The 17,175-nt window shown below is 45.6% G+C and carries 18 protein-coding genes; 9 read left to right on the top strand and 9 right to left on the bottom strand.

The annotated features are described in order from the left end of the window. Window positions 1–11 precede the first annotated feature (11 nt). The 3 genes from BMX50_RS06305 to BMX50_RS06290 form a co-directional block, all read right to left on the bottom strand. Window positions 12–617, bottom strand: coding sequence for a hypothetical protein (locus BMX50_RS06305; protein ID WP_091209290.1), 606 nt, complete (start codon window positions 615–617; stop codon window positions 12–14). Between the two features lie 573 nt (window positions 618–1,190). Continuing rightward, window positions 1,191–1,640, bottom strand: coding sequence for a hypothetical protein (locus BMX50_RS06295; protein WP_091209287.1), 450 nt, complete (start codon window positions 1,638–1,640; stop codon window positions 1,191–1,193). A 13-nt stretch (window positions 1,641–1,653) separates the two neighbouring features. Continuing rightward, window positions 1,654–2,463 carry a helix-turn-helix transcriptional regulator gene (locus BMX50_RS06290; protein WP_091209285.1) on the bottom strand — a complete coding sequence of 270 codons (810 nt, stop codon included), beginning with the start codon at window positions 2,461–2,463 and terminating at the stop codon, window positions 1,654–1,656. Window positions 2,464–2,620: 157 nt separating this feature from the next. Between BMX50_RS06290 and BMX50_RS06285 the strand changes: the two genes are divergently transcribed. Next, window positions 2,621–4,708, top strand: a complete 2,088-nt coding sequence (locus BMX50_RS06285; protein ID WP_208864656.1) for a PAS domain S-box protein — start codon at window positions 2,621–2,623, stop codon at window positions 4,706–4,708. A 112-nt stretch (window positions 4,709–4,820) separates the two neighbouring features. Here BMX50_RS06285 and BMX50_RS06280 read toward each other — a convergent pair whose 3' ends face one another. Beyond that, window positions 4,821–5,438: a CGNR zinc finger domain-containing protein gene (locus BMX50_RS06280; protein ID WP_091209281.1), complete on the bottom strand. Its 618-nt coding sequence runs from the start codon at window positions 5,436–5,438 to the stop codon at window positions 4,821–4,823. Between the two features lie 94 nt (window positions 5,439–5,532). Here BMX50_RS06280 and BMX50_RS06275 point away from each other — a divergent pair, with 94 nt between their 5' ends. Then, window positions 5,533–6,456 (top strand): EamA family transporter, encoded by a 924-nt coding sequence (locus tag BMX50_RS06275; RefSeq protein ID WP_091209279.1) that lies wholly within the window; start codon window positions 5,533–5,535, stop codon window positions 6,454–6,456. A 76-nt stretch (window positions 6,457–6,532) separates the two neighbouring features. On the opposite strand, the gene BMX50_RS06270 is transcribed toward BMX50_RS06275, so the two are convergent. From BMX50_RS06270 to BMX50_RS06260, 3 genes are read right to left on the bottom strand one after another with little or no spacing between them, the layout of a single operon-like run. Further along, window positions 6,533–6,934: a DUF5655 domain-containing protein gene (locus BMX50_RS06270; protein ID WP_091209276.1), complete on the bottom strand. Its 402-nt coding sequence runs from the start codon at window positions 6,932–6,934 to the stop codon at window positions 6,533–6,535. A gap of 3 nt (window positions 6,935–6,937) precedes the next feature. Further along, window positions 6,938–7,168: a hypothetical protein gene (locus BMX50_RS06265; protein ID WP_091209273.1), complete on the bottom strand. Its 231-nt coding sequence runs from the start codon at window positions 7,166–7,168 to the stop codon at window positions 6,938–6,940. A gap of 17 nt (window positions 7,169–7,185) precedes the next feature. Next, window positions 7,186–7,413 carry a hypothetical protein gene (locus BMX50_RS06260; RefSeq protein ID WP_091209270.1) on the bottom strand — a complete coding sequence of 76 codons (228 nt, stop codon included), beginning with the start codon at window positions 7,411–7,413 and terminating at the stop codon, window positions 7,186–7,188. A 61-nt stretch (window positions 7,414–7,474) separates the two neighbouring features. On the opposite strand from BMX50_RS06260, the gene BMX50_RS34205 reads away from it, so the two are divergent. The 6 genes from BMX50_RS34205 (at window position 7,475) to BMX50_RS06235 (ending at window position 14,392) form a co-directional block, all read left to right on the top strand. Continuing rightward, window positions 7,475–7,648, top strand: a complete 174-nt coding sequence (locus tag BMX50_RS34205; RefSeq protein WP_143065104.1) for a DUF3606 domain-containing protein — start codon at window positions 7,475–7,477, stop codon at window positions 7,646–7,648. Window positions 7,649–7,706: 58 nt separating this feature from the next. After that, window positions 7,707–7,904 carry a hypothetical protein gene (locus BMX50_RS06255; RefSeq protein WP_143065103.1) on the top strand — a complete coding sequence of 66 codons (198 nt, stop codon included), beginning with the start codon at window positions 7,707–7,709 and terminating at the stop codon, window positions 7,902–7,904. 5 nt (window positions 7,905–7,909) lie between these two features. Then, a complete protein-coding gene (gene ligD / locus BMX50_RS06250) occupies window positions 7,910–10,558 on the top strand; it encodes a DNA ligase D (RefSeq protein WP_091209265.1) in 2,649 nt (882 codons plus the stop codon). Next, complete coding sequence (locus tag BMX50_RS06245) at window positions 10,555–10,803, top strand: hypothetical protein (protein ID WP_091209262.1); 249 nt, start codon at window positions 10,555–10,557, stop codon at window positions 10,801–10,803. The genes ligD (BMX50_RS06250) and BMX50_RS06245 overlap by 4 nt, the downstream gene beginning before the upstream one ends. After that, complete coding sequence (gene ligD / locus BMX50_RS06240) at window positions 10,800–13,694, top strand: DNA ligase D (RefSeq protein WP_091209259.1); 2,895 nt, start codon at window positions 10,800–10,802, stop codon at window positions 13,692–13,694. The genes BMX50_RS06245 and ligD (BMX50_RS06240) overlap by 4 nt, the downstream gene beginning before the upstream one ends. A 314-nt stretch (window positions 13,695–14,008) precedes the next feature. Further along, entirely contained in the window at window positions 14,009–14,392 is a 384-nt protein-coding gene (locus BMX50_RS06235) for a response regulator (RefSeq protein WP_091209257.1), read from the top strand. Window positions 14,393–14,545: 153 nt separating this feature from the next. Here the strand turns inward: BMX50_RS06235 and BMX50_RS06230 are convergent, their stop codons facing one another. Further along, window positions 14,546–15,388 carry an NmrA family NAD(P)-binding protein gene (locus tag BMX50_RS06230; protein WP_091209254.1) on the bottom strand — a complete coding sequence of 281 codons (843 nt, stop codon included), beginning with the start codon at window positions 15,386–15,388 and terminating at the stop codon, window positions 14,546–14,548. 338 nt (window positions 15,389–15,726) lie between these two features. Here BMX50_RS06230 and BMX50_RS06225 point away from each other — a divergent pair, with 338 nt between their 5' ends. Continuing rightward, a complete protein-coding gene (locus tag BMX50_RS06225) occupies window positions 15,727–16,518 on the top strand; it encodes an HAD-IIA family hydrolase (RefSeq protein ID WP_091210335.1) in 792 nt (263 codons plus the stop codon). Between the two features lie 13 nt (window positions 16,519–16,531). On the opposite strand, the gene BMX50_RS06220 is transcribed toward BMX50_RS06225, so the two are convergent. Then, on the bottom strand, window positions 16,532–17,167 hold the full coding sequence (locus BMX50_RS06220; RefSeq protein ID WP_091209251.1) for a hypothetical protein: 636 nt from the start codon (window positions 17,165–17,167) through the stop codon (window positions 16,532–16,534). Window positions 17,168–17,175 lie beyond the last annotated feature (8 nt).

Below are 17,175 nucleotides of genomic sequence, written 5' to 3'. Positions count from 1 at the left end.
TATTGAGCCTTTTATTTGTTTACAATATGGGCTTCCTTAACGCGTCCGTTAGACTTGTAAAAATATTTGAATTTGAATCCACCATGGAGCTTCATTAAATTATTTAGGGCATTTTTGATCATACGCATATCCATTTTAATTGGATTCTCTTTAAATATTATATGATAAAATGATGACCAAAAAATTAATGCATCACTAGTATATAGCTTAGTCGTTGGCCCCACAACAGAATTACACTCTGAAGCATAAATTATAGTATCAGCAAACGACTGATTGACTGCTTCGCATGCTGATAGAAAAATCCTTTTGCCTTTCAACCTGCCTTCCATTATTTCTGCCAAGTCTGCAAATGACATTTCTCCAAATGTAGTTGCAATTGATTCACTACTTCCATGACATGAAATATGTAAGTATCTATATTCAGAATTGCAGAATTCATCAAAAAAGTACTCAAATTCTTGCGAGGTTCTTATATACTTATAAATTGGCTGCTTGCCGGATAATTCTAACATATCTGCGAGTAATCTACCTTCGAATCGATTGTTTTCCTCGTCATCCCAATCCAAGCTTTCAATTATAAATACATTCGGATTAGTCGTGATTTTTGCTATTGCCATCTAAATTATTTTATAAAAGCTCAAAGATACGCTACAGATATACCATTCACCCTGCCAACCGTCTTAAATCATTTAAAAAACGGTTCGATATACTTCTCCTACGGTCTGCTTAAACATATGTCAATTAGCCCTTAGGGGAATCGAATCTTTATTTTAAGCAACTTTAATTCGTTTAAAACCTTTAATTGTTCTACCATGTGGTTCGAATTATGTCCAGGTCTGGGGAGCAGCCCTAAATCCGGCATGACTATCGTGTTTCGGCACCCAAGTGGGTGTTTCTCGAACCATTTCATCCCGAATTTAATGAGTTTGGCTTCCTTGGCATCGTAATCAATTTCCTGGTTCGAGGCCATTCTCCGGAGACACGATGTTCCTGAACGATTAAACAATATTACGTCCCTAAACTGGGCTCGAATCAAAGTATTAACAGGTCAACTGAATCAATTGTTAAAAAAATGATTGGATATCCTTGAATTATCAAATTACACATTTACTGCTATCAATGAAGGATAACTGAACATTATCAATTCAATAAGCTGATGTGCAGCCTTAATGTTGCTGTAGCTAATTGAATTAAAATCTAAACCAAAATCCCGGAAGGTGTTCGGCTGCATAGGCGCATGGTAAGCCTATCGCCACGATCAAAATGAAAATATTGACGAGGGCGACTATGGGAGAAAAAGGCCTTGGTTCTGCCTTCGAAAGCGGAAGTACCACAAGGTTCATGATCACCCATACAAAAAGTCCGTAGAACACCGCGTTTGTAATAATGGCGCCACATGGAAATAACAGGTGGGAAAATGCAAAGTAAAATATTGTCCAGAAGAATGCAATGAGATAATGAAAGCCGAGGCCCAGGAAGGCCATTCCGCCGCCACCGCTGAATGCCGCGGGGCCTAACGCGGCGCTCGCAATGGCTTTTAATAATAGCGCTGGTTTTTTTTTAGTAACGGAAACGAAGAGCAGTAAAGCCGCGGCAAAATCTATGCTGCCGGCAATAAGCCAGGTGATAATGATAACCATATTCTTTTTTCCGTCAAAAATACAGCCCCCCAGCTATTCCGGTTTTGTAAAAATGCGACAATTCGGAAGGAAGGACCCCCGAATATTTTTTAAACTCATTGGTAAGATGTGCGTGGTCAAAATAGCCTAGCTCGAAAGCGATCTGTAAAAGGCTTTCTTTTGTTGCCGCGGGCGGTGCATTGCGCAAGCGTTTCAACACCTCCCTGAAACGCACGATGCGCAGGAATTCTTTTGGAGGTATGCCAACATTTTGTTTAAAAATGCGTTCCAACGTCCGGTTGCTTACAAACATTTCTTCGGCCAGTTCTTCTACTGAAACCTGCCCGCCGGAATTATACATGCGTTTTCTCAGAAAGGCAAAATCATATTTGCCCGGTTTAGGAGCCAGGCGGTCGGCAAACCATTGATCAAGCCTTATGTCTATATTTTCAGCATCTCCCATCAATTTGCACAATTCTTCATTAGGAAATTCAATCAATGAATCGACTGCCGGCTGCGTGGTTTTGGGGAATAGGGCATAAAAGCCGCCCGGCCAAAAGCGGATGCCGGTAAGCAAACACCCGACATCGCTTTTAAGCACGCCATAAGCAGTCATCGTTCCGCCAAGGTACAACTGTCCCGGGCGCAAAGGGATTTCCATTTGCTGACCGGCCATTGGATAAAAGTGAGCGATGCTATAACCCGCATTGTAGATCAAGTCTATACAGCCGTCGGCATAAACCCTTCTGGCGAACGAAGTTTCATCCGGCTCCGTCTTCCGTGCCCAGTATGCCGCAATATGTTCACGCCAATCAATAGCCGGTAAAAGATTTGTGAAACTCATACCGGAAAATTACGGATTATTCAATTACTCCATGCAATATGCGATCAGCTTTGCGCCAGATATAATTCTGGTTGGAAAAGATGTTGGATATTCACCAAATGAGGTAAAAAATAGCTAACGACAATGCTAAGGGTAGATCAGTACGAAATACATCAGCATGCTTAACAAACAAATTAGGAACGAGGCCCGTTATATAACTGTTTTTGTCGTTCACTATATGCCAGATAAACCCAAGCTAGATAAACAAGCTATAGCAGAAAGTCATCAGCGTTTACAGGCGCTGGTAAGCGCGACCGCGGACGTCGTCTATAGTTTAAGTGCCGACTGGGAAGTTATGCGGGAACTGGACGGCCGCGGCTTTTTAAAAGATACAGACAGGCCCATCACCGGCTGGCGCATCCGGAATGTGTATGCCGATGACATGGAGATGGTTAATACCCGGATCGCCGAGGCCATCCGGGAAAAGAAGGTCTTTGAACTGGAACACCGCGTTAACCGGGCGGACGGCACTACCGGCTGGACCTTCTCGCGTGCTGTACCCATCCTGGATGATCAGGGTGAGATCATCGAATGGTTCGGGAGCGCGAGCGATATCACCGACCGCAAAATGGCCGAGCAGGCACTTGCCGAATCCAGGGATCAATCCGAAGAGCAGCGACGGGTCTATGAAGCGATCGCGTCGAACACCCCTGATCTGATGTATGTCTTCGGACTGGACTACCGGTTCATCTATGCGAATGGTGCTTTACTAACGATGTGGGGCAAAACCTGGGAAAATGCGGTCGGTAAAAGCCTGCTGGAGAACGGCTATGAACCCTGGCATGCCGAAATGCATGAACGTGAGATCGACCAGGTCGTCGCAACTAAACGATCTGTCCGCGGGGAGGTGTCCTTCCCGCATGCCACCCTGGGAAAGCGGGTCTATGATTATATCCTGACACCTGTGCTCAACGCTCAGGGCGAGGTGCAGGCAGTCGCCGGTACGACCCGCGACGTAACCGAGCGCAAACTGTTGGAAGAAACGCTGGCGCAAAGCGCCGAAGAGTTTCAAGCGATCAACGAAGAAATGGCCGCTACCAACGAAGAGCAACTCGCCTCTAATGAGGAACTTCAAGCCGCCAACCAGCAACTAGCGGACCTAAACCTTGAATTGACAGAAGCCCGGAAAAAGATCGAAGAAAGCGAAACGGCGCTACGGCTGGCGATCGACGCAGCCAATTTCGGCACCTGGTTCATTCATTCTGTCACCCGGCAGTTCATTACCGACAGGCGCTTAAAAGAACTGTTTGGCTATTATCCTGACGAAGACCTCTCGATCGAACAGGCGCTGGCGCAAATCACCGACGATTACCGCGAATTTGTAACGGATAAACTGGAAAAGGCGATCTACCACGGCGGTGATTACGATGTTACCTATTCCGTCATCGGCTTACATGATCAGCGGCTGCGCTGGCTGCGGGCGATCGGCAACCTGAAGGCCGATCCTTCCGGCGCATTCTCCGCTTTTACCGGCGTGGTCATGGATGTGACCGAACAGTACCTGGATGAACAACGGAAAAACGATTTTATCGGTATGGTCAGCCACGAATTGAAGACGCCGCTGACCTCCCTTACGGCCATTTTACAGGTACTGCAAATCAAACTGAAGCGTATTGAAGATCCCTTTGTTACCGAAGGATTGGCGAAGGCTAATTTGCAAACTAAAAAAATGTCCGGCATGATCAATAGCTTCCTGAACGTCTCGCGCCTGGAATCAGGTAAGATGCAGATCGATAAACAGCCGTTCATTATCGGCGACCTTATCCGGGAGGCGATCGCAGAGGTCAATCTCAGCAGCGCCCACGTGATCGAGCTGCAGCAGTGCGACAAAGTGGTCCTGCTGGCCGACCATGGCAAGATCAGTTCCGTCATGGTGAACCTGTTAAGCAACGCGGTTAAATATTCTCCGCGCGGCTCGAGTATTACGGTCAACTGCCGCCAGCAAGATTCTGCCGTACAGGTCAGCGTCAGCGACGAGGGACTGGGTATCGGCGCGGAGGATAAGAAACATATCTTTGAGCGTTATTACCGTGTAGAAAATAACCGCAGCCACCATATTTCCGGCTTTGGTATCGGGCTTTATCTCAGCGCGGAGATCATCCGGCGCCACCAAGGAACGATCTGGGTGGAGAGCGAACTCGGTAAAGGCTCGACCTTTTATTTTACTTTGCCGCTGATCCAAGCGGCCGGTGATCAACCGAAATGATGTGGGCCATTAAAGTTGGAATAAAAATAACCGTGTTTCAGTTCAGTGGAGCGTGCCTTTATTCAATGGGATGAGACCCTCATCGATTTAAAGCTTTCTTCTTAAATTAACCTTAAGATTTTTTATTAGCATAATACTTCTTTGTTTTTTCACGGTTACCACACGATTCCATAGAACACCACTTTTTACGATGATTTTTTGTTTTATCGAGAAACAACCAGGCGCAGCCGGCGCACTGACGAATAAACTGAATATCTCCAGTTTCTAACAGTTCGTAAGCCAATATGACGAATTTCCAAGCCGGTGCCATTAGTGCGGCGCGTGCGGCGTCAAATCTAAATTGCAGTTCATGCGCATCGACTACAAGTACCTTAAATTGCAGCGCCTCTGCGAATAGCATGTTTGCTTCTTTTAACAATTGCAATTCTATTTTTTCGGAATGTTGCAGTGCGATGCTTTCGAATAAATGATACAATACGGTTCTAATTTTCCGGGTGCTGTCCAACGCTGTTTTAGCTGCGTTCTCATCTGTTAAAGCTATTTTTTCCAGGTCACTCACCGTATTATCGTCAAAAAGCGCCAACCGCTTAACGAGCGTTAGGAGGTCATCATAAAAATTAAGCCGCTCTGTGATCACACCTTTATTCCGATCATAGCCGGAATTGATAAAATCAAAACAAGCGTTTCCGCCGTCAAACGTCATCGTGTAGACCGTAGTGATTTCACTCATATGTTTAATGTAATTAATTGCCACACCATTAAAACATTATTTGACAGCGTTAGTTTTTATTTAACACCATTAAAATGACTTTAGATAGTGTGATATGAATAATGACAAGAAAAAACCCTGGCTACTGCTGCTATCTGCTTTCGTCGCAATTTACTTCTTTTGGGGTACAACCTATCTTGCAATTGCTTATGCGCTAAAAGGTTTAAAGCCCTTTACGATATCGGCTTTTAGGTATTTGATAGCGGGATTAATTCTTTGCTGCTGGATAAGGTTTAAAAAACAGAAATGGCCTGAAGGTAAAGACTTGCGGGTCTTAATCATTAGTGGAGTTTTAATGCTTAGCGGCGGCTCGGGACTTGTTGTTTTAGGTGAACGACATATTAGTTCAGGATTTGCAGCAGTGATCGTGGCAACCGAGCCATTGTTCTTCGTATTATTCGATCACCGGCGATGGAAGGTATATTTTTCAAACAGTTGGATCATTGCCGGTTTGGTAATAGGTTTTGCAGGCATTGCGCTGTTTGCCTATTTTGCTCCGGCGGGTCAAAGTGTCTCACACCGGCATCCTGTATTCGGGGTCGTAATTACGCTACTCAGCGCTATGTCCTGGGTTACGGGAGGCTTATACGCAAACCATAATCTTTCATCCAAAACAGGTAATATCGTTAACAGCACCGTACAATTATTGGCTGCTGGCATTTTCTCAGCGATTGTAGCAGGATGTATGGGTGAATGGTCCAAATTGATTGTAAAGACAGTACCCCTTAGTGCCTGGATAGGTTTAATTTATCTAATCGTTATGGGATCACTCGTCGCTTACATTTCATTTAACTGGCTGATCACCGTACAACCGCCTGCAGTCGTTAGCACGCATACTTACGTTAACCCCATTGTGGCTATCTTGATGGGCTGGTTAATAGCCGGCGAGCACATAGCTAATATACAAATCGTAGCGTTGGTTATCGTACTTGTAGGAGTTCTTATCACACAGTTAAATAAACAGAAAGCGGTTGATTAGTGTTTATAGTTGACTGAACCAACCTTTTCAGAATATATTTCGTTGTCCACAATTGGCTCTCGTTGCATGACATATTTTAAACAAGTTCGTATGACTCTCGTATATAAACAAAGATCCCTGGCTTGAGTTCATCCACATTAGACAGCCGGATATGATTTTCATATTTTTTACCCGCAGCCACACTTTTGACGATGAGTTTTTCTTTGTGCGGCGTACTAGAATAAAATTTCAAATCAAGCCATTTTTTCATCGGCCTGATCACCAAAAATCCGGTACGCAGATAAAACACAATGCAATTAGGCGTGGTGCTTATGAGGACTTTCGGCCACTCAGCAACTTCTGCGAGAATTTTATCAAAGACTAATATAAGTTCCTCCGATCTCCCTTCGAAAAGAGTGTCCAGGCCGACGCGTTTACAATAGTGACGGAAGTCGGTCCACGGCAGTTCCCGTTCACATTTAGGGCAGGTCCAGCTCATAAATTAACATGCTTCCAGAATGATGATCCATTTGTTGTCATCGCTGAGTGCGTAGGTCAGCCCGTCGCTCATTTCGTAAACATGTCGCCCGCATTTTTCACTGTAATAGTTTTTTATTTCTCGGATGGCCTGACCGTTATTTTCCTGACGCAAGTAAAAAGATAAGGCGCCTATTTCGGGGGCTACGTCGCTTAGTTTTTGGTATTCCCCTTCTTTGACAAATGCAGAACTCATAAATTTATTTTAAATGGTTAAATAATTTGTGCCTCGATCTTTAAGCCTATCTCATAGATGACCTCTTCGTCGAGTCCTCCCGGGTTATCACATATATGCAAAAATTCTTCCTCGTCAGGTTCAAATACTGCAACCAACTTGCCGTTTTCATAAACCTGATAAGCACAATGGTCACTCCTTAAAATTTCAATCTCGAAATAATACACGTCTTCCGGACCGTTGACCTTGATCTCAAACTTTTCCATTAAAAGATAAAACCCATTGATAATGACTTTGTTATTCTTATAACTAAAAAAATTAACTATTATGGCAACAAGAGGCGCAAAAGTAGAAAGGACCTCCGTATCGGAGCAGCCGCACGAACTTCAATACGAAGCAAAGAAAGAAGGCACAACGGCGAAAAACGTAGAAGCCGCGAAAAAAGCAACTGGGAGCAACAAGCGGGCTACGGTTGAAAAAAAATTAGAAGGCAAGAAGTAATTCAAAACGATTTTCTTTTGAGCCCCGCAAGGGGCTTCGTTGTCTAAAACCTATGACTATGAAAGGCAAGGATAAAAAGCATAAACAGCACAAGGACATTGAGGATAAAGATGTGCTTTCTCAGTTTGACCTGATTGCGGGCACCAGTACTTTTACGTTAGGTGAACAGACTCATGTGGCGCTTGAAACGCCTGAAGGGAAAAACAACGGTGCTGAACCAGCGGCTTATCAAAATCAGCAAAAATCCCAAACCTGATCATTATGGCGGAGCTGGAACAATATAAGGCGAAGCGAAACTTTAAGAGGACAGCTGAACCGGCTGGCGGCAAACCGGGAACGGATAAACTTTTATTTATTGTCCAGAAACATCAGGCTTCGCACTTACATTATGATTTTCGCCTGGAAGTAAAAGGGGTTCTCAAAAGCTGGGCAGTACCGCGCGGGCCGTCTATGGACCCGGAAGAAAGGCGGCTGGCGATGCCCGTCGAAGATCACCCTTATGATTATAAGGATTTTGAAGGGATTATCCCTAAAGGACAATACGGCGGCGGGACGGTAATAGTTTGGGATGAAGGCTGGTACGAACCTGCCGTGGGAGAAAAGCTTAAGGATAAAGCCGCCAAAGAGCATTGGATGATGTCCAACTACTATAAAAATGCTTTAAAGATCACCTTGCACGGCCACAAGCTTAAGGGGGTTTTCATCCTCATTAAATTTAAGGAAGATAAATATGAAGGCGGATGGCGGCTTATCAAAGCCGATGACCAATACGCCACTAAACACGATATCCTCGAACAAGCCAAGTCGGTCCTATCGAAACTAACAATCGAACAGATGGCAGAAAAACACGGTGTTGAGGCATGGAATAGTAACCGCGAATCTAAAGATGGCAAGATCAAAAAGCAAAAAGAGTCAGGATCAAGCACTGAAGAACTAAAAAAGCAGGGTACCAGGAAGGCCATGCCTAAAGTCATCAGACCCATGCTGTGCACGCTTACCAAAGAAGTCATTGAAAATACCGATTACATCTACGAAGTCAAATGGGATGGTTACCGCATCATTTCCTACATTCAGGATAACCATGTGCGAATGGATTCCCGAAGCGCATTGGACTATACAAAAAAATACCCCCCGATCGCTAATGCTCTTAGGAAGCTGGGTCATGACGCCGTGCTCGATGGGGAAGTGGTCGTCTTTAATGAAGAAGGTAAACCGGATTTCGATGCACTTCAAACTTTTAACGGACATGATACACCGATTAATTATTGTGTGTTTGACTTGCTTTGGTTGGATGGTTACAATTTGATGAATCTGCCATTAATTGATCGCAAAGCAATGCTGAAAGATCTGCTGGTGGATAATGATTTGCTGCGCTTCAGCGAATCGTTCAATGATGGTGTAAGTTTGTATCAGCAGGCGCTTGCTCTTGACCTGGAAGGTATTGTTGCAAAACGTAGGGACAGCCGGTATCTTCCTGACGCTCGCGATAACAACTGGCTGAAAACCCCGACCCGCAAAAGGCAGGAATTCGTAATCGGCGGCTGGGCCGAATCTGACAAATCCCGTTCCTTTCGCTCATTGCTTTTTGGCGCTTATAACAGCAAGGGCGAATTGGAATGGATTGGTCGTTCCGGCGGCGGCTACAAAGAAAAAGATATGCCCGGTATATTAGCGAAGTTACAGAAGCTGGAGATCGACAAAACGCCATTCATCAATAAGGTACTGGACTCCAAAGGTGCGAATATCCACTGGGTCAGACCTGAACTGGTCGCCAATTTCGAGTTCGCCACCTGGACCAAGACCGGTCGCATCCGAAAGCCAGCTACCTTTCTGGGTTTCCGCAAGGATAAGAAAGCCAGGCAGGTCATAAGGGAAGTACCGCTAAGCGATGCGCAGGAAGAAGCGATCATCAACGAACCCGAAGTCATCCAACCGGAACAAAAACGAAACGAGACGACCGAGGGCAGCAACTGGGTGAAGGTCGAACGCAAAAAGATCAACTCCGAGCGCGACTTTGAGTTCGCCGGCCATAACGTAACAATGAACAATATTGAACAAGAACTCTGGCGGGGCATTACCAAAGCGCGCCTGATAACTTATTACCATAGCATCTGTAACTATATTTTACCGCACCTGAAAGACAGGCCGCTTTCGCTGCACATCAAACAGGACGGTGCTATGGCACCTGGCTTTTACATCAAGGATATGGAAGGCCGTCAGCCGGATTACCTGGATATCTTCAGTGACCAGCGCCGCCATAAAAAGAAAGGCAAAAACGCCCGGATCGATTACGCGATATGCAACAATGAAGCGGCTTTGCTTTACCTCATCAACCTGGGCAACATTGACCTGAATCCTTGGTCATCAACTATCAGCAATCCGCAGCAACCCGACTTTATCAATATAGACCTCGATCCGTCGGATGAAGATTTTGGCAAAGCCATAAAGTCAGCGAGGGCAGCAAAAGAAATATTTGACGGCCACAAGCTGCAAAGTCTTGTAAAAACATCCGGCAAAACCGGCATACACCTTCTCCTTCCCTGCGAAAGCTTAAGCTATGCGCAGGCCCGGAACCTCGCTGAAAAACTCTGTGCGGAGATCGCCAAACGCGTGCCGGAAATCGCTACCACCGAGGTTAACGTCAGCCACCGCGGGGACAAACTCTTTGTCGATCCCAGCCAAAATGATTATGCCGATACTTTAGCTTGTGTTTATTCCGTTCGGCCCTATAAGCATCCGACCGTTTCCACCCCGCTGGACTGGAAGGAAGTAAGAGATCAACTTAACCCTGGCAAATTTACTATGGATACACTGCCTGAACGCCTGGAGAAAAAGGGCGACCTTTTTGCTGAATTGCACGAGTCAAAATGGCGAAAACATAATACTAAAATATTAAAGGAACTGCTATGAAAGTCGGCCCTGAACTATTAAAAATACTTAATAAACCTTTTCCAGCTGAACAGTTCATTCACCAGCGTTTCGGGCGCTATGACCTGGCTTTCAAAACTGACGTACAAGGCCGGCCGGTTCTGTTGTTTATGGGTATTGCGGATGCCGATGGAAACATCAAGGGTGAGCGCTTTGCCCGTCGCCTAATAACCGGTAAAGACGGTAAGATTATCAAAGACCATTGGGACAACAAAGGTAAGGCATGAAAATCGCGACCTACAATATCAATAACATTAACAGCCGGCTCGACGTGCTACTCCGCTGGCTGGATGAGGCGAAACCGGATATCGTTTGCCTGCAGGAACTTAAATGCGAACAAAACAAATTTCCGGAAAGCAAACTAAAAGCCGCTGGTTACAACGCGGTCTGGCAAGGACAGAAAAGCTGGAACGGCGTTGCCATACTCGCAAAAAGCGAGATCAAAGAACTGCGCAACGACCTGCCCGGTGAGGATGAGGAATATACCCATTCCCGGTATATCGAAGCCTTCATCGATGGCATCGTCATCGGTTGTATTTATCTGCCCAACGGTAATCCCTGGCCAGGTCCAAAGTTTGATTATAAGCTGCGCTGGTTCAAAAGATTAACTGATCACGCAGAGAACTTGGTGAACCGTGAACTGCCGGTCATCCTTATTGGCGACTACAACGTGATGCCGACCGACCTTGATACCTACAAGCCGGAAAAATATATCAATAACGCCTTGTTCCGCCCAGAATCAAAAAAAGCCTACAAGAACTTGGTGGACCAAGGTTGGACAGACGCGATCAGAAATTTATATCCATCCGAACGCATCTATACGTTCTGGGACTATATGCGCGGCGCTTACGGGCGGAATGCCGGCCTGCGGTTGGATCATTTCCTGCTCAATAAAAAAATTGCCAAACGTCTTTCGGCGGCGCAGGTTGACAAACACGTCCGCGGCTGGGAACATGCCAGCGACCATGCTCCGGTCTGGATTGAACTCGCAGATCCTGATCATGCCGAAAAAAGCAAAAAAGCAATCACTGACACGACAGCAAATTCACCTATGCCAGCAATAAAACCCGAAACAAAGAGGTCAGCTGCAATGCAGGACGTTGAAACGATTTTGGCCCGGGCCCCTAAAGGGAAGGTACCGTCAAAGTTGCAGCCCATGAAAGCCACATTAGTGCGCGAACCTTTTAATGATCCCGGCTGGCTCTACGAGATTAAATGGGACGGTTATCGTGCACTGGCTGTTATTCAAGATAATCAGGCTGAGTTGATATCACGTAATAGTATTTCCTTCGACCAGTTCCGTCCGATTGCTGAAGCATTGGGCCAATGGAACGTTAACGCTGTCATTGACGGCGAGATCGTCGTTCTGGGCGAGGACGGCAAATCGGATTTCAGCGCCATCCAAAACTGGCAACGCCGCAAAGATGGCCAGTTGGTCTACAATGTGTTTGATATATTGTGGCTGGAGGGCCGGGACCTGCGGGATTTGCCGCTCACCGAACGAAAAGCCGTCTTGGAAACCATTCTTCCAACAGACGAAACAATTAGGTTGAGCAAGGCCTTTAATGTCGACGGCATCGAGTTTTTTCATGCCGCCGAGAAAGCGGGTATCGAAGGTATCATGGCCAAAAAAGCGGACAGCACTTATACCGCAGGTGATCGCTCCAAAGAATGGCTGAAGGTCAAAGTAGAACGTCGACAGGAAGTGGTGATCGGTGCATTTACCCGGAATGCCGGGACGGAAAAACTTTTCAGCGCACTGGCCATTGGCGTTTATGAAAAAGGTGTACTGCGTTATATCGGCAAAGTTGGAACTGGCTGGTCGGAGAAAAAGCAAAAGGAAATGATGTCGGAATTCGAGCCGCTCATTACGGATATCTGTCCTTTTGATGTAGAACCCGACGTGGACGAACCCTCCCAATTCCGTCCACGCCGTTTAGGTGCCAAACCATTCTGGCTAAAACCGCAACTCGTCTGTGAGGTTAACATCGCGGAAATTACCAGTGACGGCAAAGTAAGACAAGCCTCATTCAAAGGTATGCGTAAAGACAAGGACCCAAAAGATGTCGTCCTGGAAGTGCCGGCGGACACAACCGAGACAGTCGCCAAAGCTGATGAGATGCTCGAGCAAGTAAGAACCGAACCCAACCCGACAAATGCCATGAACAAAGATATACAACCTGAAGCCAGTTTCCTCGACCCCGAAAAGGATAGTCAGACCGTGAAAGTCAACGGCTGCCCGCTTACCTTTAACCACCTTTCCAAAGTCTACTGGCCGGAAGACGGCATAACCAAGCGGGATATGTTCAACTATTATGACCAGGTTGCCGAATACATGATGCCTTACTTGAAGGACCGCCCGATGTCGCTCAACCGCTTCCCGAACGGTATCCATGGCCCGAGCTTCTATCAGAAAAATGTAAAAGACAAGGTGCCAGATTGCATGGCGACCATGCCACATACCAACGACAAAGGCGAAGCAAAAGAATATCTGGTAGCCACGAACAAAGCGAGTCTTTTATGGATGGCCTCATTAGGGTGTATCGAGATCAACCCGTGGTTCAGCAGGGTACAATCGCCGGATAATCCTGATTTCTGTATCATTGACCTGGATCCGGACAAACAGCATTTTGACCAGGTGATCAGCGCAGCGCTTGAAGTCAAAAAAGTATTGGATGCCATTGGTGTAAAAGCTTATCCCAAAACGTCAGGATCAACTGGTATGCACATTTACATTCCCTTGGGGGCGAAATATACTTACGATCAAAGCCAGATGTTTGCTAAAATTATCGTGACATTAGTTCATAAGCAAATTCCCGAATTTACCAGTCTCGAACGCATGATCAAAAATCGCGGTGGTAAAATGTACCTGGATTTCTTGCAAAACCGGCCGGATGCGACTATCGCCGGTGTTTATTCCCTACGCCCTAAACCCGGCGCGACAGTGTCTATGCCACTGGCCTGGGATGAAGTAAAGCCAGGGCTGACCATGCGTCACTTCACCATCCATAATTCAATTGCCAGATTGAATGAAACGGGTGATTTGTTTAAAGGCGTATTGGGTGAAGGCATCGACCTTTCCAAAACGATAAAGAAAGCGCAGGAAATTTTTCGATAATCGGTTAGGACAGTATCGTGCTGCCACATAGTAATCAAAAAAGACGAAAAGGATTCATTCGCTAAGCGCTCATTCCGGGCGGCCTATAAGCGGGATTGTTACGTAAGAATTGCAATTTTAATTCGTGGCCTGCTTTTTTGTAACGGTCGATTAATTTATCCACCATCGTCCTTTTCTGCGAACGATGTTGGCGCGAGGTAAATTTGATGATCTTCATGAATTAGTTTAAGCCAGAATAATGCCAAACCGCCCATGTGTTTACTTTTAATTTATTTTTTAAATTAATTGTCAATACCTTTGATATCATAACGCACATGGCTAAAACAATACTGTTAGTCGAGGATGACCAGGATATACTGGATATCATTTATTACCTTTTGACTGATGAAGGTTATGAGGTCGTGCGTTCTAAAGGAGCTGGGGTGTTAGAGGAGGTTATTAAGTATAAACCTGATTTGGTCCTTTTAGACCACCGGCTACAGATAGCTTGGGGCGCCGACATTTGCCAAGCACTCAAAGCTGATCCGACCACCCGTCAAATTCCGGTGGTGATGATGTCCGCAACAATGGGCCTCGAAGAAACAGCCCGCAACGCGGGTGCAGACGATATTCTTGCCAAGCCATTCGATATTGCTGACATTTTAAAATTAGTCGCAACCTATTTAGGAACGGCTGAACACAAAAGCATTAGTCGTTAATCCTTGAGTCGGTCGCTACATTGTTACTTGTTTAGCAATTAAGGCCTTCTTAACCGACGGCCCGGCAATTGTATCGGTGGCGCTTTCCTTTACCCTTTGAGCGATTGGTCGACGAAATTGTACGCCATCCTTTGCAAGCTGCGTAAAGAAGACTTAATTACAAAAATAGTCCCTGTATTCTTTGATAAATGATTTAAATGAGCGAAAAGGTTCACCGGTTGAGTGAATCAAATTATCGCTCCTTCCAACGGCGTAGCCGTTGCGGTAATAATTATAAAGATCGACTATACGATCATAGGTTACTCCTTCACCAATGATGGTTTTGTATTCTTCATTTGAAATTGCTTCATACTTTAACGGAATTCCAATCTCTGCTGAAATAATGGCGATAGCATCCTCGTAACTCAAAGCATCCGGCCCGAATATATCAAAGCTTTGATTCTCGAACAACGTACTAGTCAAAGCTAATGCAGCAACATTTGCGATGTCCTTTGCATCGATGAAATTAATCGGGGCATGTCCGCATGGCAACCGTAACAGCTGTCTTGACCTGATATCTTTTAAATAGTAAGTCGTGAAATTTTGCATGAAAACCGAAGGCCTTAAAAAAGTCCAGTTTACACCGCTAAGCTTTATATACTCTTCTATGCCGTAATGGATATTGCCAAGTAAATATTTACCCTTATCGGCGTTCATCGATGATATTTTAACGATATTCTTCACCCCAGCTTTTACGGCTTCGTCCACTATCCGCAATTCCATCTTGGCCTGCTCATCATTATCCGGCGTCACTAATAATATAGCATCAATATTTGCTAGCGCAGCAGGTAATCCTTCTCCGGTTTGCAAGTCTACCTGAAAATTTGGTATTCCGGGAAACAGATTTACGTTTCCTCTGGAAGTTGTGCTAAAAAAAACATTCTGTCGGATTAGATTTTCAGCGGTTAGCTTGCTGATCGTCCCGGAACCGTTGAATAATAGGATGTTGTTTTTCATTTTTTCTTCATGAACAAATTTTCAGGCCTTTGAGTCCAGCAATAATAATCTCGATTTTCCTCCAAAATTTAAAATTTGTTATTCATTTTGACACTGGGAAAACATTCAAGTTGACGAATGTTTTTCATGATTTGCTAATGGATCGTGCAGGCGTTTCGCCAACTGTATCATATATCAGAGCACATCAGTAGAAGTGTATCGCTGGGTACATAAAAGATGGCATAACTGATGATGTTGAATCTATTGCCTAATGGCTTTCTATTAATTCCTTCAATCGGAGAAATCAAATTGCCCTGTTTTATCCGAAACATATACCACGTAAAATGAGTTTTAAAGCAATGAAGAAATACGGACTGATGATCGATATGGACGGCGTGATCTATGCCGGTGAAAAACTGATAGATGGCGCTGACCGTTTCGTGGCAGCCCTGCTTAGGAAAAAAATCCCATTTACTTTTCTTTCCAATAACAGCCAGCGCAGCCGGGCCGATGCCGTTGAACATTTAGCCGGGTATGGCATTGAGGTTGAGGAAAAGCATATTTATACCAGTGCTATGGCTACTGCTACATTTTTACAGGATCAGGATCCCGGCTGCAGTGCTTACGTTCTAGGTGAAGGTGGACTGCTCAAAAGTCTTGAACATGCCGGAATTAAAGTGGTAGAAAAAAAGCCGGATTATGTGATCCTGGGCGAAGGCCATGAGTTTAACCTGAAGCAGGTACATGAGGCCGTTGATATGATCCTTGCAGGCGCAAGATTTATCGCGACGAACCGCGATCCTTCGCCTCGCAAAGCAGGCTGGAACAACCTGGGTATAGCAGCAACAGCTGCCATGATCGAAGAAGGTAGTGGGTGCGAAGCATTTGTGATCGGCAAACCAAGTCCGGTCATGATGCGCTCAGCAAGCGCCTATATGGGATTGCAACCTGCGCAAACCACGGTTGTCGGGGATACCATGGAAACTGATATCAAAGGTGGTGTGTATATGGGTTTCAAAACCATCCTCGTTTTATCCGGGATCGCCGACAAAGAAAAGCTGAAAGCCTATGCTTTTAAACCGAACCTAGTCGTAGATTCTGTGGACCAAATCAAGTTCCCCCTGGCATGGTGGGAAAAACGTAAAGCATAGATGACTTGGGCCGTTAAGATAACCCATCCTTAGTTTCCTGGTAATCGATCAAACCGTTAACCAGTTTTTGCCACTGTCCGCCGGACAATCCCACCCTTGCCATCAGTGCGATGGTCGTATTACGGATCTTGTCATGCAGGTCGACCGCGTCGTTATTCGGAGTCTCGTTCCTGCCGTGAGCCCCTGCACTCAACACCATGCCGTCCCGTCGCACGATAAAGGTGTTTGTCGATTCGTCAGTGTAAAAATGCGCGATTTCAGCGGCTGCCTTGCGCGGATCGGCTACGGGCCGCAACGTCATCAATACATATTCCTCGGCCGTATGCGCGCCACCTTCGGAAGCGAGCTTTTCAACCAGTACCCACTCGACACCGCCGCCGGCATCCGGCCCCGGGCCCGGCAGATCAATACTGATAAAAAAACCTTCTTCAGCCATCACTTCTAATTCCTGGCCCTGGTTATTGCATAGCGTAAACTTTGCCGAACCTGCACCGGCGTAATTATACCAGTTGTTGACCGAAAGCATTCGCCCTGCGGCTGCGTGGAAGGCTTTATGCGCGGCATCCAGTGTGTCAAACTTTTGCTCGTGGGTAAAATCAGTTTGCCGCCCGGTCTGTTGCTTCGGTAATTGTTCCAGCGCTGTTTTCATATTTATTA

Source organism: Mucilaginibacter gossypiicola (assembly GCF_900110105.1).
In the GTDB taxonomy this organism is placed as follows: domain Bacteria; phylum Bacteroidota; class Bacteroidia; order Sphingobacteriales; family Sphingobacteriaceae; genus Mucilaginibacter; species Mucilaginibacter gossypiicola.
The sequence above is the reverse complement of the archived record's forward strand: the minus strand, read 5'-3'. Positions and strand labels throughout refer to the sequence as shown.

Coding starts and splice junctions, on each gene's coding strand:
- BMX50_RS06305 (WP_091209290.1), bottom strand. CDS start 617: ATGGCAATAGCAAAAATCACGACTAATCCGAATGTATTTATAATTGAA.
- BMX50_RS06230 (WP_091209254.1), bottom strand. CDS start 15,388: ATGAAAAACAACATCCTATTATTCAACGGTTCCGGGACGATCAGCAAG.
- BMX50_RS06245 (WP_091209262.1), top strand. CDS start 10,555: ATGAAAGTCGGCCCTGAACTATTAAAAATACTTAATAAACCTTTTCCA.
- BMX50_RS06280 (WP_091209281.1), bottom strand. CDS start 5,438: ATGAGTGAAATCACTACGGTCTACACGATGACGTTTGACGGCGGAAAC.
- BMX50_RS06275 (WP_091209279.1), top strand. CDS start 5,533: ATGAATAATGACAAGAAAAAACCCTGGCTACTGCTGCTATCTGCTTTC.
- BMX50_RS06265 (WP_091209273.1), bottom strand. CDS start 7,168: ATGAGTTCTGCATTTGTCAAAGAAGGGGAATACCAAAAACTAAGCGAC.
- BMX50_RS06295 (WP_091209287.1), bottom strand. CDS start 1,640: ATGGTTATCATTATCACCTGGCTTATTGCCGGCAGCATAGATTTTGCC.
- BMX50_RS06235 (WP_091209257.1), top strand. CDS start 14,009: ATGGCTAAAACAATACTGTTAGTCGAGGATGACCAGGATATACTGGAT.
- BMX50_RS06220 (WP_091209251.1), bottom strand. CDS start 17,167: ATGAAAACAGCGCTGGAACAATTACCGAAGCAACAGACCGGGCGGCAA.
- BMX50_RS06290 (WP_091209285.1), bottom strand. CDS start 2,463: ATGAGTTTCACAAATCTTTTACCGGCTATTGATTGGCGTGAACATATT.
- BMX50_RS06285 (WP_208864656.1), top strand. CDS start 2,621: ATGCTTAACAAACAAATTAGGAACGAGGCCCGTTATATAACTGTTTTT.
- BMX50_RS06270 (WP_091209276.1), bottom strand. CDS start 6,934: ATGAGCTGGACCTGCCCTAAATGTGAACGGGAACTGCCGTGGACCGAC.
- BMX50_RS06225 (WP_091210335.1), top strand. CDS start 15,727: ATGAAGAAATACGGACTGATGATCGATATGGACGGCGTGATCTATGCC.
- BMX50_RS06260 (WP_091209270.1), bottom strand. CDS start 7,413: ATGGAAAAGTTTGAGATCAAGGTCAACGGTCCGGAAGACGTGTATTAT.
- ligD (WP_091209265.1), top strand. CDS start 7,910: ATGGCGGAGCTGGAACAATATAAGGCGAAGCGAAACTTTAAGAGGACA.
- BMX50_RS06255 (WP_143065103.1), top strand. CDS start 7,707: ATGAAAGGCAAGGATAAAAAGCATAAACAGCACAAGGACATTGAGGAT.
- ligD (WP_091209259.1), top strand. CDS start 10,800: ATGAAAATCGCGACCTACAATATCAATAACATTAACAGCCGGCTCGAC.
- BMX50_RS34205 (WP_143065104.1), top strand. CDS start 7,475: ATGGCAACAAGAGGCGCAAAAGTAGAAAGGACCTCCGTATCGGAGCAG.